At 60.5% G+C, this 21737-nt stretch carries 17 protein-coding genes; 11 read left to right on the top strand and 6 right to left on the bottom strand.

What is annotated here, in order from left to right:
- Positions 1–44: 44 nt before the first annotated feature.
- Entirely contained in the window at positions 45–365 is a 321-nt protein-coding gene (locus LRK71_RS05810) for an SHOCT domain-containing protein (RefSeq protein ID WP_232401769.1), read from the top strand.
- Positions 366–628: 263 nt separating this feature from the next.
- Here the strand turns inward: LRK71_RS05810 and LRK71_RS05805 are convergent, their stop codons facing one another.
- From LRK71_RS05805 to ampC, 3 genes are all read right to left on the bottom strand, one after another.
- The gene (locus LRK71_RS05805; RefSeq protein WP_232401767.1) at positions 629–1540 is read right to left on the bottom strand and encodes a LysR family transcriptional regulator; all 912 of its coding nucleotides are present in this window, start codon (positions 1538–1540) and stop codon (positions 629–631) included.
- Between the two features lie 93 nt (positions 1541–1633).
- Complete coding sequence (locus LRK71_RS05800; RefSeq protein ID WP_232401765.1) at positions 1634–1960, bottom strand: hypothetical protein; 327 nt, start codon at positions 1958–1960, stop codon at positions 1634–1636.
- Between the two features lie 61 nt (positions 1961–2021).
- Positions 2022–3176: a class C beta-lactamase gene (gene ampC, locus LRK71_RS05795; RefSeq protein WP_232401763.1), complete on the bottom strand. Its 1155-nt coding sequence runs from the start codon at positions 3174–3176 to the stop codon at positions 2022–2024.
- Positions 3177–3664: 488 nt separating this feature from the next.
- Between ampC and LRK71_RS05790 the strand changes: the two genes are divergently transcribed.
- The 10 genes from LRK71_RS05790 to cobA all read left to right on the top strand — a co-directional run bounded on the left by LRK71_RS05790 (position 3665) and on the right by cobA (position 17098).
- Positions 3665–4249, top strand: coding sequence for an ANTAR domain-containing response regulator (locus tag LRK71_RS05790; protein WP_232401761.1), 585 nt, complete (start codon positions 3665–3667; stop codon positions 4247–4249).
- The gene (locus LRK71_RS05785; protein ID WP_232401759.1) at positions 4246–5436 is read left to right on the top strand and encodes a CmpA/NrtA family ABC transporter substrate-binding protein; all 1191 of its coding nucleotides are present in this window, start codon (positions 4246–4248) and stop codon (positions 5434–5436) included. Before LRK71_RS05790 ends, LRK71_RS05785 begins: the two co-directional genes overlap by 4 nt.
- A 217-nt stretch (positions 5437–5653) precedes the next feature.
- Positions 5654–7021, top strand: a complete 1368-nt coding sequence (locus LRK71_RS05780) for a CmpA/NrtA family ABC transporter substrate-binding protein (protein ID WP_232401758.1) — start codon at positions 5654–5656, stop codon at positions 7019–7021.
- Positions 7022–7113: 92 nt separating this feature from the next.
- The gene (locus tag LRK71_RS05775; protein WP_232401756.1) at positions 7114–8187 is read left to right on the top strand and encodes an ABC transporter permease; all 1074 of its coding nucleotides are present in this window, start codon (positions 7114–7116) and stop codon (positions 8185–8187) included.
- A gap of 5 nt (positions 8188–8192) precedes the next feature.
- Positions 8193–9869, top strand: a complete 1677-nt coding sequence (locus LRK71_RS05770) for an ABC transporter ATP-binding protein (RefSeq protein WP_232401754.1) — start codon at positions 8193–8195, stop codon at positions 9867–9869.
- A 3-nt stretch (positions 9870–9872) separates the two neighbouring features.
- A complete protein-coding gene (nirB, locus tag LRK71_RS05765) occupies positions 9873–12299 on the top strand; it encodes a nitrite reductase large subunit NirB (RefSeq protein ID WP_232401753.1) in 2427 nt (808 codons plus the stop codon).
- Positions 12296–12631 carry a nitrite reductase small subunit NirD gene (gene nirD, locus LRK71_RS05760; protein WP_232401751.1) on the top strand — a complete coding sequence of 112 codons (336 nt, stop codon included), beginning with the start codon at positions 12296–12298 and terminating at the stop codon, positions 12629–12631. The genes nirB and nirD overlap by 4 nt, the downstream gene beginning before the upstream one ends.
- A complete protein-coding gene (locus LRK71_RS05755) occupies positions 12628–15219 on the top strand; it encodes a nitrate reductase (RefSeq protein WP_232401750.1) in 2592 nt (863 codons plus the stop codon). The genes nirD and LRK71_RS05755 overlap by 4 nt, the downstream gene beginning before the upstream one ends.
- Positions 15216–16169 (top strand): glycosyl transferase family protein, encoded by a 954-nt coding sequence (locus LRK71_RS05750; RefSeq protein WP_232401749.1) that lies wholly within the window; start codon positions 15216–15218, stop codon positions 16167–16169. The genes LRK71_RS05755 and LRK71_RS05750 overlap by 4 nt, the downstream gene beginning before the upstream one ends.
- Positions 16166–17098, top strand: a complete 933-nt coding sequence (gene cobA, locus LRK71_RS05745) for a uroporphyrinogen-III C-methyltransferase (protein ID WP_232401748.1) — start codon at positions 16166–16168, stop codon at positions 17096–17098. The genes LRK71_RS05750 and cobA overlap by 4 nt, the downstream gene beginning before the upstream one ends.
- A gap of 71 nt (positions 17099–17169) precedes the next feature.
- Here the strand turns inward: cobA and LRK71_RS05740 are convergent, their stop codons facing one another.
- The 3 genes from LRK71_RS05740 to LRK71_RS05730 form a co-directional block, all read right to left on the bottom strand.
- Entirely contained in the window at positions 17170–19620 is a 2451-nt protein-coding gene (locus tag LRK71_RS05740; RefSeq protein ID WP_232401747.1) for a GcvT family protein, read from the bottom strand.
- Positions 19621–19719: 99 nt separating this feature from the next.
- Positions 19720–20712 carry a GlxA family transcriptional regulator gene (locus LRK71_RS05735; protein ID WP_232401746.1) on the bottom strand — a complete coding sequence of 331 codons (993 nt, stop codon included), beginning with the start codon at positions 20710–20712 and terminating at the stop codon, positions 19720–19722.
- A gap of 26 nt (positions 20713–20738) precedes the next feature.
- The gene (locus tag LRK71_RS05730) at positions 20739–21632 is read right to left on the bottom strand and encodes a homocysteine S-methyltransferase family protein (RefSeq protein WP_232401745.1); all 894 of its coding nucleotides are present in this window, start codon (positions 21630–21632) and stop codon (positions 20739–20741) included.
- Positions 21633–21737 lie beyond the last annotated feature (105 nt).

Genomic DNA, 21737 nt, shown 5'->3' with positions numbered 1-21737 from the left:
ATTGCAATCAAGAGCGGTTGCCGTATTCCAAAGGAGAACCGGGAATGAAACTACTAGGCATTTCGAACTTCGCATTGGCAGTGATACTCGCCACCCCCGCAGTCGCTGATGCGTCCGGCGGGTATAGCCACCCGCATATGTATGCGGAACATGGGTTTGGCATGTTCTTGGGGCCCGTATTCATGTTGGTTCTTTTGGCCGCGTTGGTCGTCGGGATCGTGGCCCTCATACGATGGATGGCGCCTAATGCCGGTTTCACTGAGGGGAAAAGCAATAGTGCGCTGGACGCCTTAAATCTCCGCTTTGCCAACGGCGAGATAGACGCCAAGGAATATGCCGAGCGCAAAAAGCTACTGGGTGAATAGTTCCATCTGCACAATCTAGCAATCTTCCAGGGGTCAACGGGTGCCCGTCATGCTTGATACTGCGCGTCGCTCAAAGGTCGGCAAAGCGCAAAAAGTGGACTTTGCAAAGTCGGGGCTTTCAATAGGTTCTATTGGGCTTCTTCGCCACAATCCCGACCTTCGTTGACCGGTTCAATGACGCGGTGCAACTTCTCAAAACCGGCACTATGCCGCAGGTCCGAGGTTAGCGCAGCAATTGGCTCCGGCAATTCGAAAAAATGGCCTTACTTAATAATGGGGCCCACCTTCGGTGCCGCCTGACTGGGATCATTGGGAAGACGGTCGAGAAGCCACTCCTTAAAGCTGATCATCGCCGGTGTAGGCGGCTTATAAGCAGGGTGTGTCAGCCAGTAGCGCCCGGTTTCTATCTGAGCGGAAAATGGCGCGGCTAAGCGCCCAGATTCCAATCGCTCACCAAACATTGCCGGGGAAAGCAGCGCAACCCCAGCCCCCGTTTCGGCAATGTCTGCCATGGCGATGGAACTGTCAAATATCGGGTCGCACAGGTTGGGGCAGACAGTACCAGCCTTATCAAACCAGGCGGGCCACTCATCCGCCCGATAGGAACGCAAGAGAACGTGTCCGTGCAGGTCGGCAGGCTTCTTCAGGTTTTCTGCAAGCCATGGAGAGCAAAGCGGCGTTAACGGTGCTTCCAAAAGAGGAACTGCCTCCAGTCCGCTCCAGCGCCCCGCGCCGAAACGGATTGCCATATGCAAGCCTTCCTTGGAAATATCCACACGGTTGTTGTTGGTCCAAATGCGTAGGTCGATCCCCGGATGGGCGATGCGAAAAGCTGCCAGTTGCGGTATCAGCCACCCGACGGCAAAGGTCGTGACAACCCCTACATGCAGCGTCTCTTGATACTGCCCGTCCAGAAAGCCATCGAGAACCCGCCCAACCCGGTCGAGGCTATCGTTGATCACGGGGAACAGTGCCATTGCCTCATCCGTCAGGAGCAGGCCCTTCGGCGTCCGGGTGAAAAGCTGCACTCCAAGCAGGTCTTCCAACCCTTTGATCTGATGGCTGACAGCTGCCTGGCTGACCCGCAGCTCAACAGCCGCCTGGGTAAAACTCCCCTGCCGTGCGGCGACCTCGAAGGCGCGCAGGGCGTTCAAGGGCAGATTGGGACGGTCCATGCGCTGGTGTTCCTGACTTTCGGATCAATTGTGCAGACGACATCAGCCTCGCCTTTTCGGTCCGCGACTGCAAGTTGAGAAGACGCAACGGCATCAACGGGCTTCTTGCGCAGGCCGACTACAGGAGAAGGGCAGGAATGAGCCCGGCGCCCCCTCGATGACCATGATCCAGCTGAGCTGATCTGCAACTTCGAATTCGGTATCATTTTCTGGACAAGCCGAAACCCGCGCCTGGCAGCCACTTGCGATGAACGCTTCGTTTGAAGCCCGAAATTCTGTGCCGAGCTCGGGGATCCCCGCATCATAGTTGCGCCAGGCCTTTGTGTAGATGCTGCATTTCTCCAAAGACCACGCATCGAGCGCAGCAAGCGGCGGGGCACAAGCCAACTGCAGGGCAAGCCCGAGAAACACTTTTTTCATTCACACACCCCTTTCAAAACCGGCGCCGCCGCTACTTGGTGAAGCGGCGGTACAGTTCACATCACCGCTGATCTGCAAGCACCCGCCCAATGAAGGCGTAGGTCGCCCGGATGCGTGCTTCGTTCGGGATATTCCGGTTTGCCAGAACAGCTACCCCCAGATCCTCTCCCGGCAAAAGGGCAACGTAGGCGCCAAAACCATTGGTCGATCCGGTCTTGTTGAGGATGACATTCTCTTGCGGCGGCAAAGGCGGATCGAGCTTCTGCATCGGCTGCGGCTTCAGGATATAGGCATAGCTGTTGCCCTTGATCATCTGTTCCATGCTGACCGGCCAAGGATACTGCTCCCAGATCATGTTCTGAACATAGGCGTCAGTCCGAGCCAGCCCCTGCCGGGTTCGCTCCAGAGCAGTGCTGAGGTCGCCGAAAGAATCAGCGTGCCCCAAATGAAGGTCCAGAAAACGCACCATGTCGCGCGCATTGGATTTCACGCCATAGGCTTCGTCGTCCAGAACCCCGGGATTGACGCGGATAGGAAGGTCCGTCTTACGATCGTAGCCATAGGCGTAGCGGTCCATAGCTTCTTCAGGAACATTCACCCAGGTGTTTTGCAGGCCCATTTCATGAAACAGATCCTGCTCCACCGTGTCCGCATATCCCATACACAAGACATTGGCTGTGATATGCCCCAAGAGACCGATGCTGATATTCGAGTAGCTTCGGGAGCCTGTGTCGCTTGGCTGCCAATCGGCCAGCCATTTCACGAGGCCTTCGGAGCTTGCCACGATTTCAGGCACCTGCAGCGGTAGCCCTCCGGAGTTGTGAGTTGCGAGATCCATCAGAGACAAGTTCCCGAAAGGGGTGCCTTCAAGGTCCGGCAACCGTTCGGAAACCTGCTCGTTCAGCTCCATATCGCCGCGCGCTTCAGCCAAGGCGGCTAGGCTGACGTTGAACAGTTTGCTCACCGATCCAAGCTCGAAAAGTGTATCCGGGGACGTCGCAATATTGTCCTCACGAGAGGCAAGGCCCGCCGCATAATAGTAGGTCTGCCCGCGGTGCGTCACACCGACAACCAGCCCGGGCACGTTGTATTCCTCGATAACGGTAGCAAAGCTGCGTTCAGCCAGCTCTTGCATTTGCGCGTCGGTCCAGGGCGCGGCGGCAAGCGCAGCTGGGAATGACAGCAGCGTGATTGCTGCGGCTGTAAGAAATTTCATGTCTGCCTCATTATTTGAGCCCTCACATGGGCAAGAGCGGCTCTACAGGCAGAGATCGCACCACTCAAACGAGAAATTATTGCTCGCGCCATTAGTTTTTCTAAACCCATGTTAGCGTTGCATCTGCATCCGAGAGTGATTTGCGGCAGCGCAGAGGGCAGCCAAGTATCGGGAAGGGACTTGAATGGCGGCTTCCGGTGTTGCGGAGTGATTGGCTCGCGCGCGGCGGGCTGCACCGCAACAGAAACCCTCGGCTGGTTGCGTCAAACGGCCGAGTTTGTGCAGGGCGTTCACTGAGGGGAGGGCGAGGACCAGCGCATTGGCGCGTCAGCACTCGTCAATTTAACTGTTCTCAAAGCGTCCAGTTTGCAGGCGTCCACCCCACAAACTGGCGCATTTTTGTGCAGTTCCTGCGGTTTCGTAGCCAAATACCAGCAACGGCCCCCGGCGGCTCGCTTTTGTGCCCTCCTTGCCGCTACCCAGTCAGGGTGCACAAGGATTTAAACATACTCGTGGTGGAAGCCGACCACGCCAAGGCGCAAGATATCCTGGAGGCGCTGAAGGAAGGCGGCTGGACCACAGCGACCGTCATTGCCTCGGCCGCGGCGCTGGAACGTACCCTCACTCAACAGGACCCCGATATCATCCTGATTGATCTGGCCAACCCTGATCGCGACACGCTGGAACATCTGTGCTTTGTCTCCAATGCGCGCAACCGGCCTGTTGCCATGTTTGTCGACCAGACGGACAATGCCATGACCCAGGCTGCCATTTCCGCCGGGCTTAGCGCCTATGTGGTGAACGGCTTGCAAAAGGATCGCATCAAACCCGTGCTGGAAACCGCCATTGCCCGGTTTTCCATGATTGCCAAAATGCAGTCGGAACTGGAGGCCGCCAAGCAGGCGCTGGCGGATCGCAAGACCATTGATCGGGCCAAGGGCCTGTTGATCAGCGCCCGCAACATATCCGAAGACGAGGCCTATAGCCTGCTGCGCAAGACGGCGATGGATCAGGGGCGCAAGGTAATCGATGTAGCCGCCGCCCTGGTCACCGCCGCAGATCTGTTGCAATGAAGAGCTCCCGAATACACTGCGGCTACCTGCCGCTGGTCGATTGCGCCCCCTTGATCATCGCCAAGGAATTGACCTTTGCCGCCGAAGAAGGCCTGGACCTGCAGCTGATGAAGCAGCCCTCCTGGTCGGCGCTACGCGATCGGCTGGCCTTTGGGCAGATCGACTTTGCCCATATGCTGTCCCCGATGCCGATTGCGATGTCGCTGGGCCTTGGCGGCGTGACGACACGGGTTGATGCGCTGATGGTGCTTTCGGTGAATGGCACGGTTATTGGCGTCTCTGCCGATCTGGAGCGCCGGATGCAGAGCACCGGCTGGCGCAATAATTTCAGCAGCCCAGAGGCCACATCCGAGGCGCTGTTCTGCGCCACAACGCAGCCACTGCGCATTGGCGTGCCCTTTCCCTTTTCCATGCACCGTATGCTGCTAGAGACCTGGCTGTCACAGGCCCCCCGCTATAGGCCAGAGCAGATCGAAATCGTAACCGTGCCTCCGCCAAGAATGGCCGATGCGGTACGCAGTGGCGCGCTGGACATATTCTGCGTGGGCGAACCCTGGGGCACCGTTGCCGTCCAACAAAGCGGCGCGGCGATGATCCTGCCAGGATCGCGCATATGGGAATTTGCGCCAGAAAAGGTGCTTGGCGTGCGCCACCAGTGGGCAGCAGAGAACAGCGCCACCTGCGCGGCGATGATCCGCGCCCTGTCAAAGGCGGCCCAGTGGCTGGATCAGCCAGAAAACACGCCGCTGGCGGTCAGCATCCTGGCGCGCAGCCAGCATCTGGACCTGCCTGAACATGCTATCGACCCCGCCCTGACGCAGCGGTTGACCACCCGGTTGGGACAATCGCCCCGGCAGACCGACCGGTTTTTGCAGTTCTATCAGGGCGCGGCCAATTTCCCCTGGCTGAGCCAGGCCAGCTGGATTGCCGCGTTTCTATCCAGATGGCATGGGCTTGACCACGCCGCCGCCAGGGCCACTGCGCGTGCCTGTTTCCGCACCGATCTGTACCGCGATGCCCTGGCACCGCTGGGGGTCAATCTGCCGCTGGCTTCGCAAAAACCCGAAGGCGCGATGCATCAACCCAGTGCCATTCCATCCACAACGGGGGAAATGATTCTCGGGCCGGATGGATTTTTTAGTGGCGCGGTATTCAACTTTCCGGCGGAAAATTCGCCCAAAAACTAGGCAGATGCTGCATCGCAGAAAAACCACAGCGGCGCAGCGTGGTTTTTGCTAGATCCGCGCTGCTCTGGCCCGCACAATCAAATCAAGGCAACGATGCCCCATCAGGTTGACGACGCTGTCGACCACGAAATTCAAGAGCAAAGCCGCTCGATTGTGCACGCCCCTCCTCCCGCGTGCAGCAATCGAGCGGCTTTTCTGTTTCAGAGGGACCAATGCAATGAAAACTCTTACATGGCTTATTGCCTCCACCGCGTTCTGCGCCAGCCCCGCCCTGGCCGATATGCTGGATCTGGAAAAAGACGAGCTCACCCTTGGGTTCATCAAGCTGACGGATATGGCGCCGCTGGCTGTGGCCTATGAAAACGGCTACTTTGAAGACGAAGGCCTGTTTGTCACCCTGGAAGCGCAGGCCAACTGGAAGGTGCTGCTGGATGGGGTGATCGACGGCCAACTGGACGGCGCCCATATGCTGGCGGGTCAGCCGCTGGCCGCGACCATCGGCTATGGCACCGAGGCCCATATCGTCACACCATTCTCAATGGATCTGAACGGCAATGGCATCACCGTGTCCAATGACATCTGGGAACAGATGAAACCCCATATTCCCCTGATGGAGGATGGCCGCCCGCAGCACCCAATCAGCGCCAGCGCCCTGACACCGGTGGTGGCAGATTACAAGGATCAGGGCATTCCCTTCAAAATGGGCATGGTCTTCCCGGTTTCGACCCACAACTATGAACTGCGTTACTGGCTTGCTGCGGGTGGCTTGCAGCCCGGCTACTACTCTCCCGAAGATGTCAGCGGCCAGATCGGTGCCGATGTCTTTCTCAGCGTGACACCCCCGCCGCAGATGCCCTCCACCATGGAAGCGGGCACCATCTTTGGCTACTGCGTTGGTGAACCTTGGAATCAGCAAGCGGTGTTCAAAGGCATCGGGGTTCCAGTGATCACCGATTATGAGCTGTGGAAAAACAACCCGGAAAAGGTCTTTGGGCTTTCGGCTGAATTTGTTGAAGAAAACCCCAATACCACCCTAGCCCTGACCAAGGCGCTGATCCGGGCGGCGATCTGGCTGGACGCAGATAATAACGCCAACCGCGCCGAAGCGGTCGGGATTCTGTCGCGGTCTGAATATGTTGGAGCCGATGAGGCGGTGATCGCCAATTCCATGACCGGCACCTTTGAATATGAAGAGGGTGACATCCGCGACGTGCCCGACTTCAACGTCTTCTTCCGCCACAACGCTACCTACCCCTATTATTCCGATGCCATCTGGTACCTGACGCAGATGCGCCGCTGGGGTCAGATCGCCACTGCGCAGACCGATGCCTGGTTCCACGACACCGCCAAATCGGTCTACCGCCCCGATATCTACCTGCAGGCCGCCCGCATGCTGGTGGATGACAACCAGGCAAATGAGGCAGATTTCCCCTGGGACAGCGATGGCTACAAGGCACCAACCCCGGCGGCAGATATCATCGATGGGATTGCCTACGACGGGCGCAGCCCGAACGCCTATCTCGACAGCCTGCCGATTGGCCTCAAAGGTGATCAGACGCTCTCGGGCTCTGACATCGTGAACTAATCCCCCGTCCGTCCCCGTTCCGCCGCCGGGCGCTTCAGTCACGGCGGCGGGCAATCGCTTTACATATTTCTCCAGATCATAGGCCCCCTGTCATGACCGCCATTGACCCAGATACCCTGAACGCCGAAGCCCGCCGGGCCCGTCTTTTCACCCGCATAAACAAGGCAGACACCTGGTTCAAAGTGCTCGGCCTGGCCTGGATTACGCCGATACTAAAGGCGGCTGCCGGGGATAATCCGCGCGCGCAGGTCGGGGAAATCTGGCGCCTGTTGGGGGTACCGCTGCTGGCGATTGCGATCTTCATCGTCGGCTGGGCCGCCTTGGCCCCCAAGGTGCAAACCTCGCTTGGTGCCATTCCCGGTCCGGCCCAGGTCTGGGAACAGGCCCGCAATCTGAACGCCGATGCCCAACGCGCCCGTGCCAAGGCCGATGCCTTTTATGAACGTCAGGATATGCGGAACGCCAAGCTGATCGCCGAGGGCAAGCCCGACAAGGTGCGTCAGCGCAGCTATACCGGCAAACCTACCTATTACCAGCAGATCTGGACCTCTATCAAAACCGTGTTCTTTGGCTTTTTGATTGGCTCTGTCATTGCCATTCCGCTGGGGATCATGGCCGGGCTGTCGCCCACTGCCAATGCCGCGATCAACCCGATCATCCAGATTTTCAAACCCGTCAGCCCGCTGGCCTGGCTGCCGATTGTGACCATGGTTGTTTCTGCGGTTTACGCCACCAATGACGGCATGTTCTCCAAGTCCTTTCTGGTCTCGGCGATCACCGTGACCTTGTGTTCGCTCTGGCCGACCCTGATCAACACAGCCCTTGGGGTTGCCTCTATCGACAAGGACCTGATCAGCGTTTCCAAGGTGCTGAAGATGGGGACCTATGCCAAGATCACCAAGCTGGTTCTACCCTCGGCCCTGCCGCTGATCTTTACCGGGCTGCGCCTGTCACTGGGGGTTGGCTGGATGGTGCTGATCGCGGCTGAAATGCTGGCGCAGAACCCCGGTCTTGGCAAATTTGTCTGGGATGAATTCCAGAACGGTTCCTCGCAATCACTGGCCAAGATCATGGTTGCCGTCTTTACCATCGGTATCATTGGTTTCCTGCTGGATCGGGTGATGTTCGCGCTGCAATCCATGTTCACCTTTACAGAAAATCGGTGAGTTTCATGAGCATTCTCAAGTTTGAAAACGTCTGCAAGAGCTTTGGCCAGGGCACCCACCGTGCCGAGGTGCTGAAGAATATCAACCTAGAGGTCAACGAGGGCGAATTTGTCGCCATCCTCGGATTTTCCGGCACCGGGAAATCGACGCTGATGAACCTGATTGCCGGGCTGGAGATGCCCGATGCAGGCAACGTCACCTTCAAAGGCGCGCCCATCACCGCCCCCGGTCCCGAACGCGGGCTGGTGTTCCAAAGCTATTCGCTGATGCCCTGGCTTACCGTGGGCGGCAATATCGGCCTGGCGGTCGATGCGGTCTTTCCCAACCTGTCCAAAGCCGAACGTCAGGCCAAGATTGACCACTATGTCGGCATGGTTGGCCTGTCCCATGCCACGGCGCGCCGTCCGGCGGAATTGTCCGGCGGCATGCGCCAACGCGTGTCAGTCGCCCGCGCCCTGGCGATGAACCCGGAAATGTTGCTGCTGGATGAGCCGCTAAGTGCGCTGGATGCCCTGACTCGCGCCAATCTGGCGGATGAGATCCTCGACATCTGGGAACAGGAAAAAAAGACCTGCATCCTGATCACCAATGACGTGGACGAGGCGATCCTGCTGGCGGATCGCATTATCCCACTGAACCCGGATGGCACCCTGGCCGACCCGGTGCCCGTCACCATCCCGCGCCCGCGCGATCGCAGCGCGATGAACGATGATGCCAGTTTCAAGGCGCTGCGGGCCCAGGTCACCAAATATCTGATGGATGTGGGCATTGCCGCAAAGATCGAAGGCACCCGCCTGCTGCCCGATGCCACCCCCATTCACGGGGTGCCCAGCGCCGTCTCCAAGGCGCAAAAAGGTGCACTGGAAGAACGCTACCTGGTCTTTTCGCAGCTGCATAAGGTCTATCCCACCCCCAAGGGCCCGCTCACCGTCGTTGAAGACTTTGACCTCAAGGTGAACAAGGGGGAATTCATCAGCCTGATTGGCCATTCCGGCTGTGGTAAATCGACGGTTCTTACTATGGCGGCGGGGCTGAACCCGATCTCCAGGGGCGGTATCCGGCTGGATGGCAAACATATCGAAGGCGCCAACCCCGAACGCGCTGTGGTGTTTCAGTCGCCGAACCTCTTCCCCTGGCTCACCGCGAAGGAAAACGTCTCTATTGGGGTAGATAGAGTCTATCCAAATGCGTCGCAGGCCGAACGTCAGGACGTGGTGGAATACTATCTGGAACGGGTTGGCCTGGCCGATAGCATGGATAAGCAAGCCTCGGGTCTGTCCAACGGGATGCGCCAACGGGTCGGCATTGCCCGCGCCTTTGCGCTCTCGCCCAAACTGCTGTTGCTGGATGAACCCTTTGGCATGCTTGACAGCCTGACGCGCTGGGAATTGCAAGAGGTGCTGATGGAGGTCTGGTCCCGCACCAAGGTCACCGCGATCTGCGTCACCCATGATGTGGATGAAGCAATCCTGCTGGCTGACCGGGTGGTGATGATGACCAACGGACCGCAGGCCACCATCGGCAAGATCACCGATGTGAACCTACCCCGCCCACGCACCCGCAAGGCCCTGCTGGAACATCCAGATTATTACACCTACCGCGCCGAGGTTCTCGACTTCCTGGAAGAATACGAACACGGCGCCAAACCCAAACCGAAACCCACAAACATCGCGGCGGAGTAAGACATGACCCAGAAACTTGTTGTGATTGGTGCGGGCATGGCATCTGGCCGTGTTCTGGAACATCTTTTCGAGGCAGAGGCTGATTTTGATGTGACGCTTTATAACGCCGAAGCGCGCGGCAACTATAACCGCATCATGCTGTCGCCGGTCCTGTCGGGCGAAAAAACCTACGAAGATATCGTTACCCATGATGCCGACTGGTACGATGCCAACACTGTGACCTGCCACTTTGGCACCCATGTCACCGCAATCGACCGCGCCGCCAAAACCGTAACCAGCACCCAGGGCACCCAGTCCTATGACAAGCTGCTGATCGCCACCGGCTCGGCACCCTTTATCATTCCGGTGCAGGGCAAGGATCTGCCCGGCGTCATCAGCTACCGCGACCTGGATGATACCAATGCCATGATCCAAGCCGCCAAGACCGGCGGCAAGGCCGTGGTGATCGGCGGCGGCCTGCTGGGGCTGGAAGCGGCAGCGGGTCTAGCCGAACGCGGTATGGATGTGACCGTGCTGCACCTGATGGGCCACCTGATGGAGCGCCAGCTGGACGAAGCCGCCGGCTATCTGCTGCGCCGCGATCTGGAAAAGCGCGGCATCACGGTGAAATGCCGCGCCTCGACCAAGGCGATTCTGGGCGAGGACAAGGTCGAAGCTGTGCTGCTGGAAGGCGACGAAACCCTAGCGGCAGATCTGGTGGTGATGGCCGTTGGCATCCGCCCCGAAACCCGCCTGGCCACCGATGCCGGGCTGACAGTGGGCCGCGGTGTCGAGGTCAATACCCAGCTGCAAACCTCGGACCCGGATATCTTTGCCGTTGGCGAATGTGTCGAATTTGACGGTCAGCTCTTTGGCCTGGTGGCGCCGCTTTATGATCAGGCAAAGGTACTGGCCAAGACCCTGATGGATGAACCCGCCGTCTTTACCCCCAAGGAGTTGTCGACCAAGCTGAAGGTCACCGGTTGTGATCTGTTCAGTGCCGGTGATTTTGCCGAAGGTGAGGGCCGCGAAGACATCGTGTTCCGCGATCCTGCCCGCGGGGTCTATCGCCGCCTAGTGATCGAAGATGACTGCGTCATCGGCGCGGTGATGTATGGCGATACGGCCGACAGCAACTGGTTCTTTGGCCTGATCCGCGACAAGGCCGATATCTCCGAGATGCGCGACACGCTGATCTTTGGCCCCGCCTATCAGGGAGGCACCCCCTCGGACCCGCTCTTGGCCGTTGCAGCCTTACCGCGTGATGCGGAAATCTGTGGCTGCAACGGCATTTGCAAAGGCCTGATCGAAGATGCCATTGCCGCTGGCGCCACCGATCTTGCCACCCTGCGCAGCCAGACCAAGGCCTCGGCCTCTTGCGGGACATGCACCGGATTGGTGGAACAGGTACTTGCCGTCACCCTCGGCGATGATTTTGTCATGCCTGCGGCGCAGCCCCTGTGCACCTGCACCGAAATGACCCACGAAGATGTGCGCCGGATGATCAAAAGCCAGGCGCTGAAATCCATGCCAGCGGTCTGGCAGGCCTGCGGCTGGAACACCCCCTGCGGCTGCCATGTCTGCCGCCCGGCACTAAACTTCTACCTGCTTGCAGACTGGCCGCTGGACTATCGCGACGATCCGCAGTCGCGTTTTGTCAACGAACGCAAGCACGCCAACATCCAGAAGGATGGCACCTTTAGCGTGGTGCCGCGTATGTGGGGCGGTATCACCACCCCGGATGAGCTTCGCGCCATAGCTGATGCGGCGGATAAATTTGCCGTGCCCACCGTCAAGGTCACCGGCGGTCAGCGCATTGATCTGCTAGGCGTAAAAGGCGAAGATCTGCCCGCCATCTGGGATGATCTGAACAAGGCTGGCATGGTCTCGGGTCATGCCTATTCCAAAGGGCTGCGCACGGTGAAAACCTGCGTTGGCAGTGATCACTGCCGCTTTGGCACCCAGGACAGCACCGGGCTGGGCATCCAGCTGGAAAAGGCGCTTTGGGGGGCCTGGACGCCACATAAGCTCAAACTTGGGGTATCCGGTTGCCCGCGCAACTGCGCCGAGGCCACCTGCAAGGATATCGGCATCGTCTGCGTCGACAGCGGCTATCAGATCAGCATCGGCGGTGCCGCCGGCATGGATGTGCGCGAGACCGAATTGCTCTGCCAGGTCACCAGCGAGCAAGAGGTGATGGCGGTGGTGAAAGCCGTCACTCAGGCGTATCGCGAAAATGCCAAATACCTGGACCGTCTGTATAAATGGATGGCCAAGGTCGGGCTTGACTGGATCCAGGACCAAATCGCCGACCTGGACAACCGCGCGGACCTCGCCGCCCGTTTCGACCTGTCTCAGACCATCTATCGCAAGGATCCATGGGCCCAGCATGTTGCCGAACCCGCCCCCTATCAGCCCCTTGCCAACCTCAGCCTGGAGGCCGCAGAATGAGCACTTGGATTGATATCGCCGCCCTGGACGCCATCCCGCAACGGGGGGCGCGTCTGGTGAAAACCATACATGGCTGCGTCGCGGTTTTTCGCACCGCCACGGATGACGTCTTTGCACTCGACAATGCCTGCCCACATAAAAAGGGGCCGCTGGCCGATGGCATCGTGCACGACAAGGCGGTGACCTGTCCGCTGCACAATTGGGTGATTTCGCTGGAAACCGGTGCCGCCCAGGGGGACGATGAAGGCCAGGTCGCCACCTATCCGGCCAAGGTCAGCGATGGGCGCATCCTGCTGGATGCTGATTTCCTGCAACACAGAGCCGTCGCATGAGCCTGCACCAGACCCTGACACGCACCGCCTGCCCCTATTGTGGCGTTGGCTGTGGTGTCCTGGCCGGGGCTGATGGCACCATCAAAGGCGACCCGGATCACCCCTCGAACTTTGGCCGACTTTGTTCCAAGGGGGCGGCGCTGGGGGAAACCATCGACCTTGCCGGGCGGCTGTTAACGCCGCAGATCGACGGGCGCGAGGCCTCTTGGGATGCGGCGCTGGGGCTGATGGCGGAAAAATTCAGCACCGCCATCCGCGACCATGGTCCCGACAGCGTTGCCTTTTATGTCTCGGGGCAATTGCTAACCGAAGACTACTATGTTGCCAACAAACTGATGAAGGGCTTTATCGGCTCGGCCAATATCGACACCAATTCCCGGCTTTGCATGGCGTCTTCGGTGGCGGGGCATAAACGCGCCTTTGGCAGCGATACCGTTCCCGGCAGCTACCGCGATCTGGAAGAGGCCGATCTGATCGTGCTGGTTGGATCAAACCTGGCCTGGTGCCATCCGGTGCTGCACCAGCGCATCAGTGCCGCCAAGGCGGCACGGCCTGGCATGAAACTGGTCAATATCGATCCGCGCAAGACCGCCACCACGGCGCTGGCGGATCATCACCTGCGGATTGCGCCAGATGGTGACACCGCCCTGTTCAACGGCTTGCTGGCGTATCTGGCTGACACCGGCCAGCTGAACCAGGATTACCTGCAGGCGCATGTTTCCGGCTTTGCGCCCGCCCTGGCCCAGGCCCGTCTGGACGATCCGCTGGACAGCGGCCTGACGCAGGCGGAACTGGCGCAATTTTACCAGCTTTGGGCCGGAACCCAGAAGGTGGTCACTGTGTATTCGCAGGGGGTCAACCAATCCCGCTGTGGCACCGACAAGGTCAATGCGATCCTCAATTGCCACCTGGCCACCGGGCGCATTGGTCGCCCCGGTTCTGGCCCCTTTTCCGTCACTGGCCAGCCCAATGCCATGGGTGGGCGCGAAGTGGGCGGCCTCGCCAATATGCTGGCCAACCATCTGGATATCGAAAACCCTGCTCACCGTGCCCGTGTGCAGGCGTTCTGGCAAAGCCCCAGTATCTGCAGCCATCCCGGCCTCAAGGCTGTCGATCTGTTTCAGGCCTGTGCCAGTGGCAAGATCAAGGCGCTCTGGGTGATTTCCACCAACCCCGCCGTCAGCCTGCCCGATGCCGAAGGTGTCGCCGAGGCCATCGCGCAGGTGCCCTTTGTCGTGGTTTCCGACATCATGGCGCGCACCGACACTGGCGATCTCGCTGATGTTTTGTTGCCCGCCACAGGCTGGGGCGAAAAGGATGGCACTGTCACCAATTCCGAACGCCGCATATCGCGTCAGCGTGCCTTTCTGCCCGCCCCCGGCGCAACGCGGCCTGACTGGCAGATCATTTGCGATCTCGCCAGTCGCATGGGCTGGGGCAAGGCCTTCGACTACGCTGGCCCGGCGGAAATTTTTGCCGAATATGTCGCCCTTGGTTCTGCCACTGCGGATTTTGGCCGCGATCTTGATCTCAGCGTCTTTGCTGATGTTGAGTACGCCAATCTGCTGCCCACCCAATGGCCGCAAAACAACAAACGCTTCTTTGCCGATGGCGGGTTTTACCACCCCGACGGCAAGGCCCGCATGGTGACGGTTCGCGCCCCGGCCCGCAGGCAGGGATCTGGTCTGACACTCAATACCGGGCGCAACCGTGACCAGTGGCATACCATGACCCGCAGCGGCAAGGCACCGCGTCTGGGCGCGCATCTGGCCGAACCCTATGTAGAAATCCACCCCGGTGATGCCGCAGATCTGGCCCTGCAGGCAGGTGATCTGGTACATTTGAAAACCGGCTATGGCCAGGCAGTCCTACGGGCGCTGGTTACAGATCGCGGTCCACAGGGGCAGCTTTTTGCACCGATGCACTGGACCCGCCAGAACAGCACGGCCGGCTGCATCAATGCGCTTGTGCCGTCGATCACCGACCCGATATCGGGGCAGCCTGCCTCCAAGCTCACCGCAGTTGCGGCGCAGAAATTCACTGCCGTCTGGTATGGGTTTGCCGCCTCGGCCTCGCCGCTTCAGCCTGGCGGCACCTATGGTGCCATCGCCCGATCGCTGACCGGGTGGCAGGGCGAATTTGCGGGGCAAAACACCCCATCAAGCTGGCAGGGCCTGGCGCAGGATTTGCTGAACATGGCCGACTGCGAGGTGACTGAAGTGAGCGATCCGCATCAGCGCCAGACCCGGCTGGCCTTTTATCAAGGCGACACCCTGGCAGGTCTGTTCTTTGCCGGGCCCGAACCGGTGTCGCTGGCCCGTGCCTTTGCCATCTCGCTGATTGGCAGTGAAACACCGCCGTTGCAGGCGCTGGCCGGGCGCAGCGGCGGCGATCAGCCCGACCCGGGGGCCAGCGTCTGCGCCTGCATGAATGTGGGCGTCAACACCCTGCGCGCCGCAATCACTGCCGGGGCCACGACGGTTCAGGCCCTGGGCGAGGCAACCTGCGCCGGCACCAGCTGCGGGTCCTGCAAACCCGAGTTGGCCAGCCTGATCGCGCAGCACAGTGTTGCGATGGCCGCCGAATGACCCTGGCCCCCTTTGTCCGCATCGTGGCCCAGGGCAAGGGTCGCGCCCGCCCCCTGACCCAGGCCGAGGCCCATGCGGCCATGGCCCTGATACTGGAAGGCAAAGCCGCCCCGGAGGCCCTCGGCGCCCTGCTGATGGTGCTGCGCCTGCGTGGCGAAACCGACAGCGAAATCGCGGGTTTCACCGCCGCGCTGCGCGCCGCCCCCCGGCTGCCAGATACCACAACAGGAGCAGATCTCGACTGGCCCTGCTATGCCGCCGGGCGCACCCGCGGCGCGCCGCTGTTTCTACTGGCAGCCAAGCTGGTGGCGCAGGCGGGCTACCGGGTGGTGCTGCATGGTTGGAATACGCATCAAGGCAGCGCCGCTGATCTGCGCCGCGCCCTGCAAGAACTGCCGCTAGAAGGTGGCGGTCTGAGCTACATCCCGCTGGAACAGCTGAACCCTGCGGCCTTTGACCTGCTGCAACTGCGCGATACCTTTGGCCTGCGCAGCTGCATCAACACGGTGCTGCGCATGTGGAACCCGCTGGCCGCGCCGGTTTCGGTACAGGGGGTGTTTCATCCCACCTATCGCGGGCTTCAATCGCGGGCAGCCGCACTGCTGGGGGATCAGAATCTGCTGGTTATCAAGGGTGGAGGCGGCGAGTTTGAACGTCACCCCGGCAAGGAAATCGCCATCTTTGGGCGCCGCAAGGGGGCCGAGCTGGATGCTCGCGCCGCGCCCCTGATGCACGAAGAGGCCCGCCGCCTGCATGAACCGGATCACCCGCTGGACCTGGGGGCCATCTGGTCCGGCGCACAGGATGATGCCTTTGCCCGGACCACCGTGACCGGCACCGCTGCCCTCGCACTCTGGAGCCTGCAAGCCGCCCCCACACTTCCCGCAGCGGCAACGCTGGCAACCAACCTTTGGCAGCAGCGCCACAACCAAAATCGGAGTTCGCTATGAAGACCCTTCCCCTGCCGCCCGCCTCCAGCCGCCCGCGTCCTGGGCAGAAACTGGCCGGGATCTGGTCCAAGATCACCGATTTTTGCGGCCCGCTGTTGCCGCGCCTGCCGCAATCAACACCCCCGCTTTGGCCGCGCAGTGCAAATCCTCTGGGCCGGTTGCTTGGCTGGCCGGATAAGCCAGCGCGGCGGCGCCACCGCAAAGGGAGGCAACAGGTCGGGACCGTGGCGCTGGTTGGGGCGGGGCCGGGGGCCTGCGATCTTATCACCCTGCGGGGGCTGCGCCGCCTGCAGGCCGCCGATGTGATCTTTTATGACCGTCTGGTCGACCCCGAAGTGCTGGCGCTTGCCCCGACGCGGGCAAAGCGCATCTATGTCGGCAAGGCCCCCGGCCAGCACCACTGGACACAGGACAAGATTTGCGCCGCGCTGGTGGCCGTTGCCGAGCAGGGCAAGCGGGTTGTACGGCTGAAATGCGGCGATCCCGGCGTCTTTGCCCGCGGCACCGAAGAAGTCGATGCCCTGAGCGCCGCCAATATCCCCTATGAAATCGTGCCCGGTGTGACCGCCGCCAGTGCCGCCTCGGCCGCGCTTGGCGGATTTCTGACAGAACGCGGCACCTGCGACACCCTGGTGCTGGCCACCGGTCAGACGCAGAAGGCCGCCGGGAATGCCAATTGGATTTCCCAGCTGCAACCCGGCACCCGCATAGCCATCTACATGGGCGTCGGCGCGGCAGCCGAGATCGCAAAGGCACTGACACAGGCCGGGCTGGCGCAGGAGGTTTCCATCGACATCGTGTCGCGGGCCGAACACAGCGACCAGGTGGTGGCCCATTGCCACGCTGCAACCCTGCAAGAAACGATCCGCACCAGTGGCGTTTCAAATCCGGCAATCATGTTTCTGACCCGTCCGCATCTGCCCACCTAGCGCATTCTACGCCACGGTGGTTCCCTGCACTGCGCAACCAGAACATGCTTAATCAAATGGGTAGAGCGTATTCAGCGCTTCACCCGCTCCGATTTGGGATCATACATCGGTTTCAGTGACGCCGTGGCAGGGACCCGTGTCCCCATGACGTCAATTTCATAGGTCGAGGCCAGCACCTCTGCCGCGCTCTCGCCTTCGCAGGGCACATAGCCCAGGCCAATCGCGCCGCCCAGCGTATGACCATAGTTGCCCGATGCGATGTAACCGACGATTTCACCATCCCGCAGCACCGGTTCATTATGATAGAGCAGCGGTTCCGGATCGGTGAGCATGAATTGCACCATCCGCGCCTTTGGTCCGCTTTCCTTGCGCGCCAGCACCGCGGCGCGGCCAATGAAATCTGGCTTGTCGGTCTTTACCGCAAAGCCGAGGCCCGCGTCTATCACATGGTCTTCGCAGGTAATGTCATGGCCAAAATGGCGAAAGCCTTTTTCGATCCGACAGCTGTCCATCATATGCATACCGCAGAGCTTTAGCCCCAGATCCTGCCCCGCCGCATGCAGCGTTTCAAAAGCATGGCCCGCCATATCGGCGCTGACGTAGATTTCCCAGCCCAGTTCCCCCACATAGGTCACCCGATGGGCACGGGCCAGGCCCATGCCCAGCTCGATCTCTTGCGCGGTACCAAAGGGGTTCACCGCGTTGGAAAAATCATTGGGAGAGACCCGTTGCAGCAGTTTGCGGGCATTGGGGCCCATCACGGCCAGCACCCCTTCGCCCGGCGTCACATCGGTAATCACCACGCCGTAATCGCCAAGGTGTCGCCGCATCCAGGTTTCATCCGCCAACCGCGTGGCCGCCGGGGTGACCACCAGATAGATGGTCTCGCTCAGCCGGGTGACGGTGACATCGGCCTCGATGCCGCCACGGGTGTTGAGGAACTGGGTATAGGTGATCTTGCCCACAGGCACCGACAGGTTGGCCCCGCAGACATGGTTCAAGAACGCCTCGGCATCGGGGCCTTCAACCCGGATCTTGCCAAAGGAGGACATGTCGTACATGCCGACATTTTCCCGCACCGCACGGTGTTCGGCAGCGGTATTGGGAAACCAGTTCTGCCGCTTCCAACTGTACTGATAGTCACGTGTCTGGCCTTCGTTGGCAAACCAGTTGGCACGTTCCCAGCCGGCCAATTCGCCCATGACCGCACCCTGCTGCAGCAGCTGATGATGGAAGGGCGTGCGCCGCACCCCGCGCGCTGTGGCCTTTTGCCGATAGGGAAAATGATCCGCATAGAGCAGCCCCAGCGTTTCTTTGGAGCGCTCAAACAGGTAGTGCTTGTTGCCCTGAAAGGGCTGCATGCGGCTGATGTCGACATCGCCCAGATCAAAGGGTTTCTGCCCCGCATCCATCCACTGCGCCAGCGCCATGCCCGCACCGCCCGCCGATTGAATACCGATGGAATTAAAGCCCGCCGCGACCCAGAAATTATCCATCTCGGGCGCAAGACCCAAATGATAGGCATCATCGGGGGTAAAGCTCTCAGGCCCGTTAAAGAAGGTATGGATCCCGGCCTCGGCCAGCATCGGCATCCGGTTGCAGGCGTTTTCCAAGATGGGCTCAAAATGGTCAAAATCCTCCGGCAGCTGGTCAAATTCAAAACTGTCGGGGATGCCTGTCATCGCCCAGGGTTTGGCATTGGGTTCAAAAGCGCCCAGCAGCATCTTGCCCGCATCTTCCTTGTAGTAGGCGCATTCATCCGGCACCCGCAGCACCGGCATCTGGGTCAGGCCTTTGATGGCTTCGGTGACAATATAGAAGTGTTCGCAGGCATGCAGCGGAACGTTGACGTCGGCCATGCGGCCAACTTCGTGGCCCCACATGCCGGCACAGTTCACCACCATATCAGCAGCGATATGGCCCTGGGCTGCGCCATCATCGCTGACCCAGTCAACGCCCGTCACCCGGCGGCCGGATTTGGTCACGCCAGTGACCTTGGTACGCTCCTTCACCAAGGCGCCGCGCTGACGCGCCCCCTTGGCCAGGGCCAGGGCAATATTGGCAGGATCGCCCTGGCCATCCTTGGGCAACCAGACGCCGCCGGTAACGTCGCGCGTGTTCAGATGCGCATAGCGGGCCTTGACCTCTTGCGCAGAGATTTCTTCGACATCCACACCAAAGGCCCGCGCCATGGCCGCCTGGCGAAAGATCTCTTCGCGGCGCTCCTGCGTTAGGGCCACCGTGATCGACCCGCAACGCTTGAACCCGGTGGCGACGCCAGTCTCCTCCTCCAGCGCACCGTAGAGCTCTTGGCTGTATTTCGCCAGTTTGGTCATATTAGCAGTGGCGCGCAGCTGGGCGATCAGGCCAGCGGCATGCCAGGTGGTGCCAGAGGTCAGCTGCTTGCGTTCCAGCAGCACCACATCCTGCCAACCGAGCTTGGCCAGATGATAAGCAACCGAGCAGCCAATGACGCCGCCCCCGATGATGACCACACGGGCCTGGGCTGGAAGATCCTGCATGTCATGCCTCCGATAAAACCGACTGGCACCAGATTACCACCGCCTAGCGCCAGAAAAGGCATCAAAAACGTCAGCTATTCCGCAAGTTTCCCGGTGACCTCATATTTCCTTATGGCCATTGCCGCCATTGCGGCGCTGTTTACGCAGGGCATGGGGCGTGATGCCAAAGACGGATTTGTAGAGCGAGGAAAACCCGTTGGGGAACCCACAGGCGAGGCCAATCTCGCGCAGGCTCAGGCTGGTGTTGAGCAACAGGTTATTGGCCTTGTTCAGCCGCATTTCACGGTAGAACCCATTTGGCGTGGTACCAAGGCTGGTCTTGAACTTGCGCTCCAGCGACCGGGGGGAAACGCCCAGCTCGGCGACAATGCTGCGGATGGGCAGCGGATCCTCGATATTGGCCTGCATCAGGCGCATGCAGTGATCCAGATCGCGGTCGCCAGTCAGGCTGGATTGCGCCCCCGAATAGGGCTGCAAAGAGGCCGGGTCGCGCACCTGTTCATGCAGCATGATATTGGCCACGCTCATCTGCACCGCCGCCGAGGTCAGCCGACCGATCAGCGCCAACACGATATCGGTGGTCGCGCCCATGCCGGCACAGGTGATCACCGGGCCATCGGCGCTGGCTAGGGCCTGGCTTGCTTCAAACAGGCCAAGGCGTTCGCGCAGCAGGGCGGCGTTTTCCCAATGGGTGGCGCCAGAACCGCCACGATCATGCAGGTGCCGCGCCGCCGCCTCTGCCAATAGATAAACCTGCGCACCCCGGTTGGTATAGCTTTTTATCACCGACGCCAGTGACAGGTCGGGATGATCGGGATCGGTGTTTCCCAGAACAAAGGCAAAATCCGCCTCGGGACGATCCGCAAAGCCCTGCGTATCAACCAACAGCCCGGCCCGGCAGGACTGCTGCCCGCCACGGACAGAGCGCATGCAGATCCGAAAAGGCGGCTGGGCCAGAACCCGATTTGCGATGCGCAGCGTATCGGCCACAGCGGCCATCTCTGTCAGCACAAACCCATCGGCCAGCAGAATATCCACGCACCAGACCCGAGACGCGCTGACAGGCTGCTGTTTCTCCGCTTGCTTGCCCATGAATGCCGCCTTTCTTGCGCTGGGGCTCAGACGATCTGATGCCCCGCCTTGCGCAGTTGCCGCGCTATTTCGGCAATATGCGCCGGACCAACCTCGCAGCAGCCGCCAACAATTGTTGCGCCCTGCGCCACCCAGGCCATGACAAAGGAGGCATATTCGACGGGTCCCATATCATGGCGTTGCTCCAGCGCCTCTACCGTGGGGGCCTCTTGCAAGAAACCTTCGGTAATGCGGGTAAAGCCATTGGCAAAGGCCCCAAAGGGCCTACCAAAGGTCTTGATGATTTCCAGCCCCGCGGCAATCACCTCGGGGGGCGAGCAATTGATCAGCACCGCAGCGGGTTGGAAGGTCTCGACCAAATCGGCGAGTTCCTGCACCGGCTCACCAGAGCGCAGAAGGGTGCCATCCTCATCCATGACCGAAACCGCCAGCCAGACCGATTTATCGGTTGCCCGGCACGCCATCAGGGCACCACGGGCGTGATCCAACGAGGAAACGGTTTCCAGCAAGAACAGATCCGCCCTGGCCTCCAGCAGGTGCACCTGTTCGGCAAAGAGCCTTTGCACCTCGGCCAGCGGCGGCAGAAGATCCGGGCGATAAGAAGCCCCGAGCGGTCCCAGGGCAGCCGCGATGCGCCCCGTGCCATGGGCATCGCGGGCGGCTTCAGCTTGGGTCATCGCCATGGCCAGCAGCGCTTCATACTGGTCTTCAAGCCCTGCGCGCACCAGACGGTCGCGGTGCACCGCATAGGTATTGGCGGTGGCCACCGTCGCCCCGGCGGCAAAATAGTCGCGATGGACCGCCCCCACCACATCTGGCTTGTGCAGCATCACAGATGTAGACCAAAGCGGCGTTGGACGGTCCCCGGAACGTTTGACAATTTCCTGGCCAATCGAGCCGTCCAACAGGGTTATTTCCATCTGTTTCGTCCTTTCACAAATCCGGGCCAATGCCCGCTAAACCCATAAAAAGAGACGCAAAAATTCGTACTCTTCTGGTGCCTGCAATGCGGTCATAGGCAGGGT

Origin of the sequence: Pseudophaeobacter flagellatus (genome assembly GCF_021228235.1) — a bacterium.
Lineage (GTDB): Bacteria > Pseudomonadota > Alphaproteobacteria > Rhodobacterales > Rhodobacteraceae > Pseudophaeobacter > Pseudophaeobacter flagellatus.
The sequence above is the reverse complement of the archived record's forward strand: the minus strand, read 5'-3'. Positions and strand labels throughout refer to the sequence as shown.

Excerpts from the sequence above, each read along its gene's own strand:
- ampC (WP_232401763.1), bottom strand. The coding sequence starts at position 3,176 with ATGAAATTTCTTACAGCCGCAGCAATCACGCTGCTGTCATTCCCAGCT.
- LRK71_RS05755 (WP_232401750.1), top strand. The coding sequence starts at position 12,628 with ATGAGCCTGCACCAGACCCTGACACGCACCGCCTGCCCCTATTGTGGC.
- LRK71_RS05800 (WP_232401765.1), bottom strand. The coding sequence starts at position 1,960 with ATGAAAAAAGTGTTTCTCGGGCTTGCCCTGCAGTTGGCTTGTGCCCCG.
- LRK71_RS05740 (WP_232401747.1), bottom strand. The coding sequence starts at position 19,620 with ATGCAGGATCTTCCAGCCCAGGCCCGTGTGGTCATCATCGGGGGCGGC.
- LRK71_RS05770 (WP_232401754.1), top strand. The coding sequence starts at position 8,193 with ATGAGCATTCTCAAGTTTGAAAACGTCTGCAAGAGCTTTGGCCAGGGC.
- LRK71_RS05775 (WP_232401756.1), top strand. The coding sequence starts at position 7,114 with ATGACCGCCATTGACCCAGATACCCTGAACGCCGAAGCCCGCCGGGCC.
- nirB (WP_232401753.1), top strand. The coding sequence starts at position 9,873 with ATGACCCAGAAACTTGTTGTGATTGGTGCGGGCATGGCATCTGGCCGT.
- nirD (WP_232401751.1), top strand. The coding sequence starts at position 12,296 with ATGAGCACTTGGATTGATATCGCCGCCCTGGACGCCATCCCGCAACGG.
- LRK71_RS05780 (WP_232401758.1), top strand. The coding sequence starts at position 5,654 with ATGAAAACTCTTACATGGCTTATTGCCTCCACCGCGTTCTGCGCCAGC.
- LRK71_RS05730 (WP_232401745.1), bottom strand. The coding sequence starts at position 21,632 with ATGGAAATAACCCTGTTGGACGGCTCGATTGGCCAGGAAATTGTCAAA.
- LRK71_RS05785 (WP_232401759.1), top strand. The coding sequence starts at position 4,246 with ATGAAGAGCTCCCGAATACACTGCGGCTACCTGCCGCTGGTCGATTGC.
- LRK71_RS05735 (WP_232401746.1), bottom strand. The coding sequence starts at position 20,712 with ATGGGCAAGCAAGCGGAGAAACAGCAGCCTGTCAGCGCGTCTCGGGTC.
- LRK71_RS05805 (WP_232401767.1), bottom strand. The coding sequence starts at position 1,540 with ATGGACCGTCCCAATCTGCCCTTGAACGCCCTGCGCGCCTTCGAGGTC.
- cobA (WP_232401748.1), top strand. The coding sequence starts at position 16,166 with ATGAAGACCCTTCCCCTGCCGCCCGCCTCCAGCCGCCCGCGTCCTGGG.
- LRK71_RS05810 (WP_232401769.1), top strand. The coding sequence starts at position 45 with ATGAAACTACTAGGCATTTCGAACTTCGCATTGGCAGTGATACTCGCC.
- LRK71_RS05750 (WP_232401749.1), top strand. The coding sequence starts at position 15,216 with ATGACCCTGGCCCCCTTTGTCCGCATCGTGGCCCAGGGCAAGGGTCGC.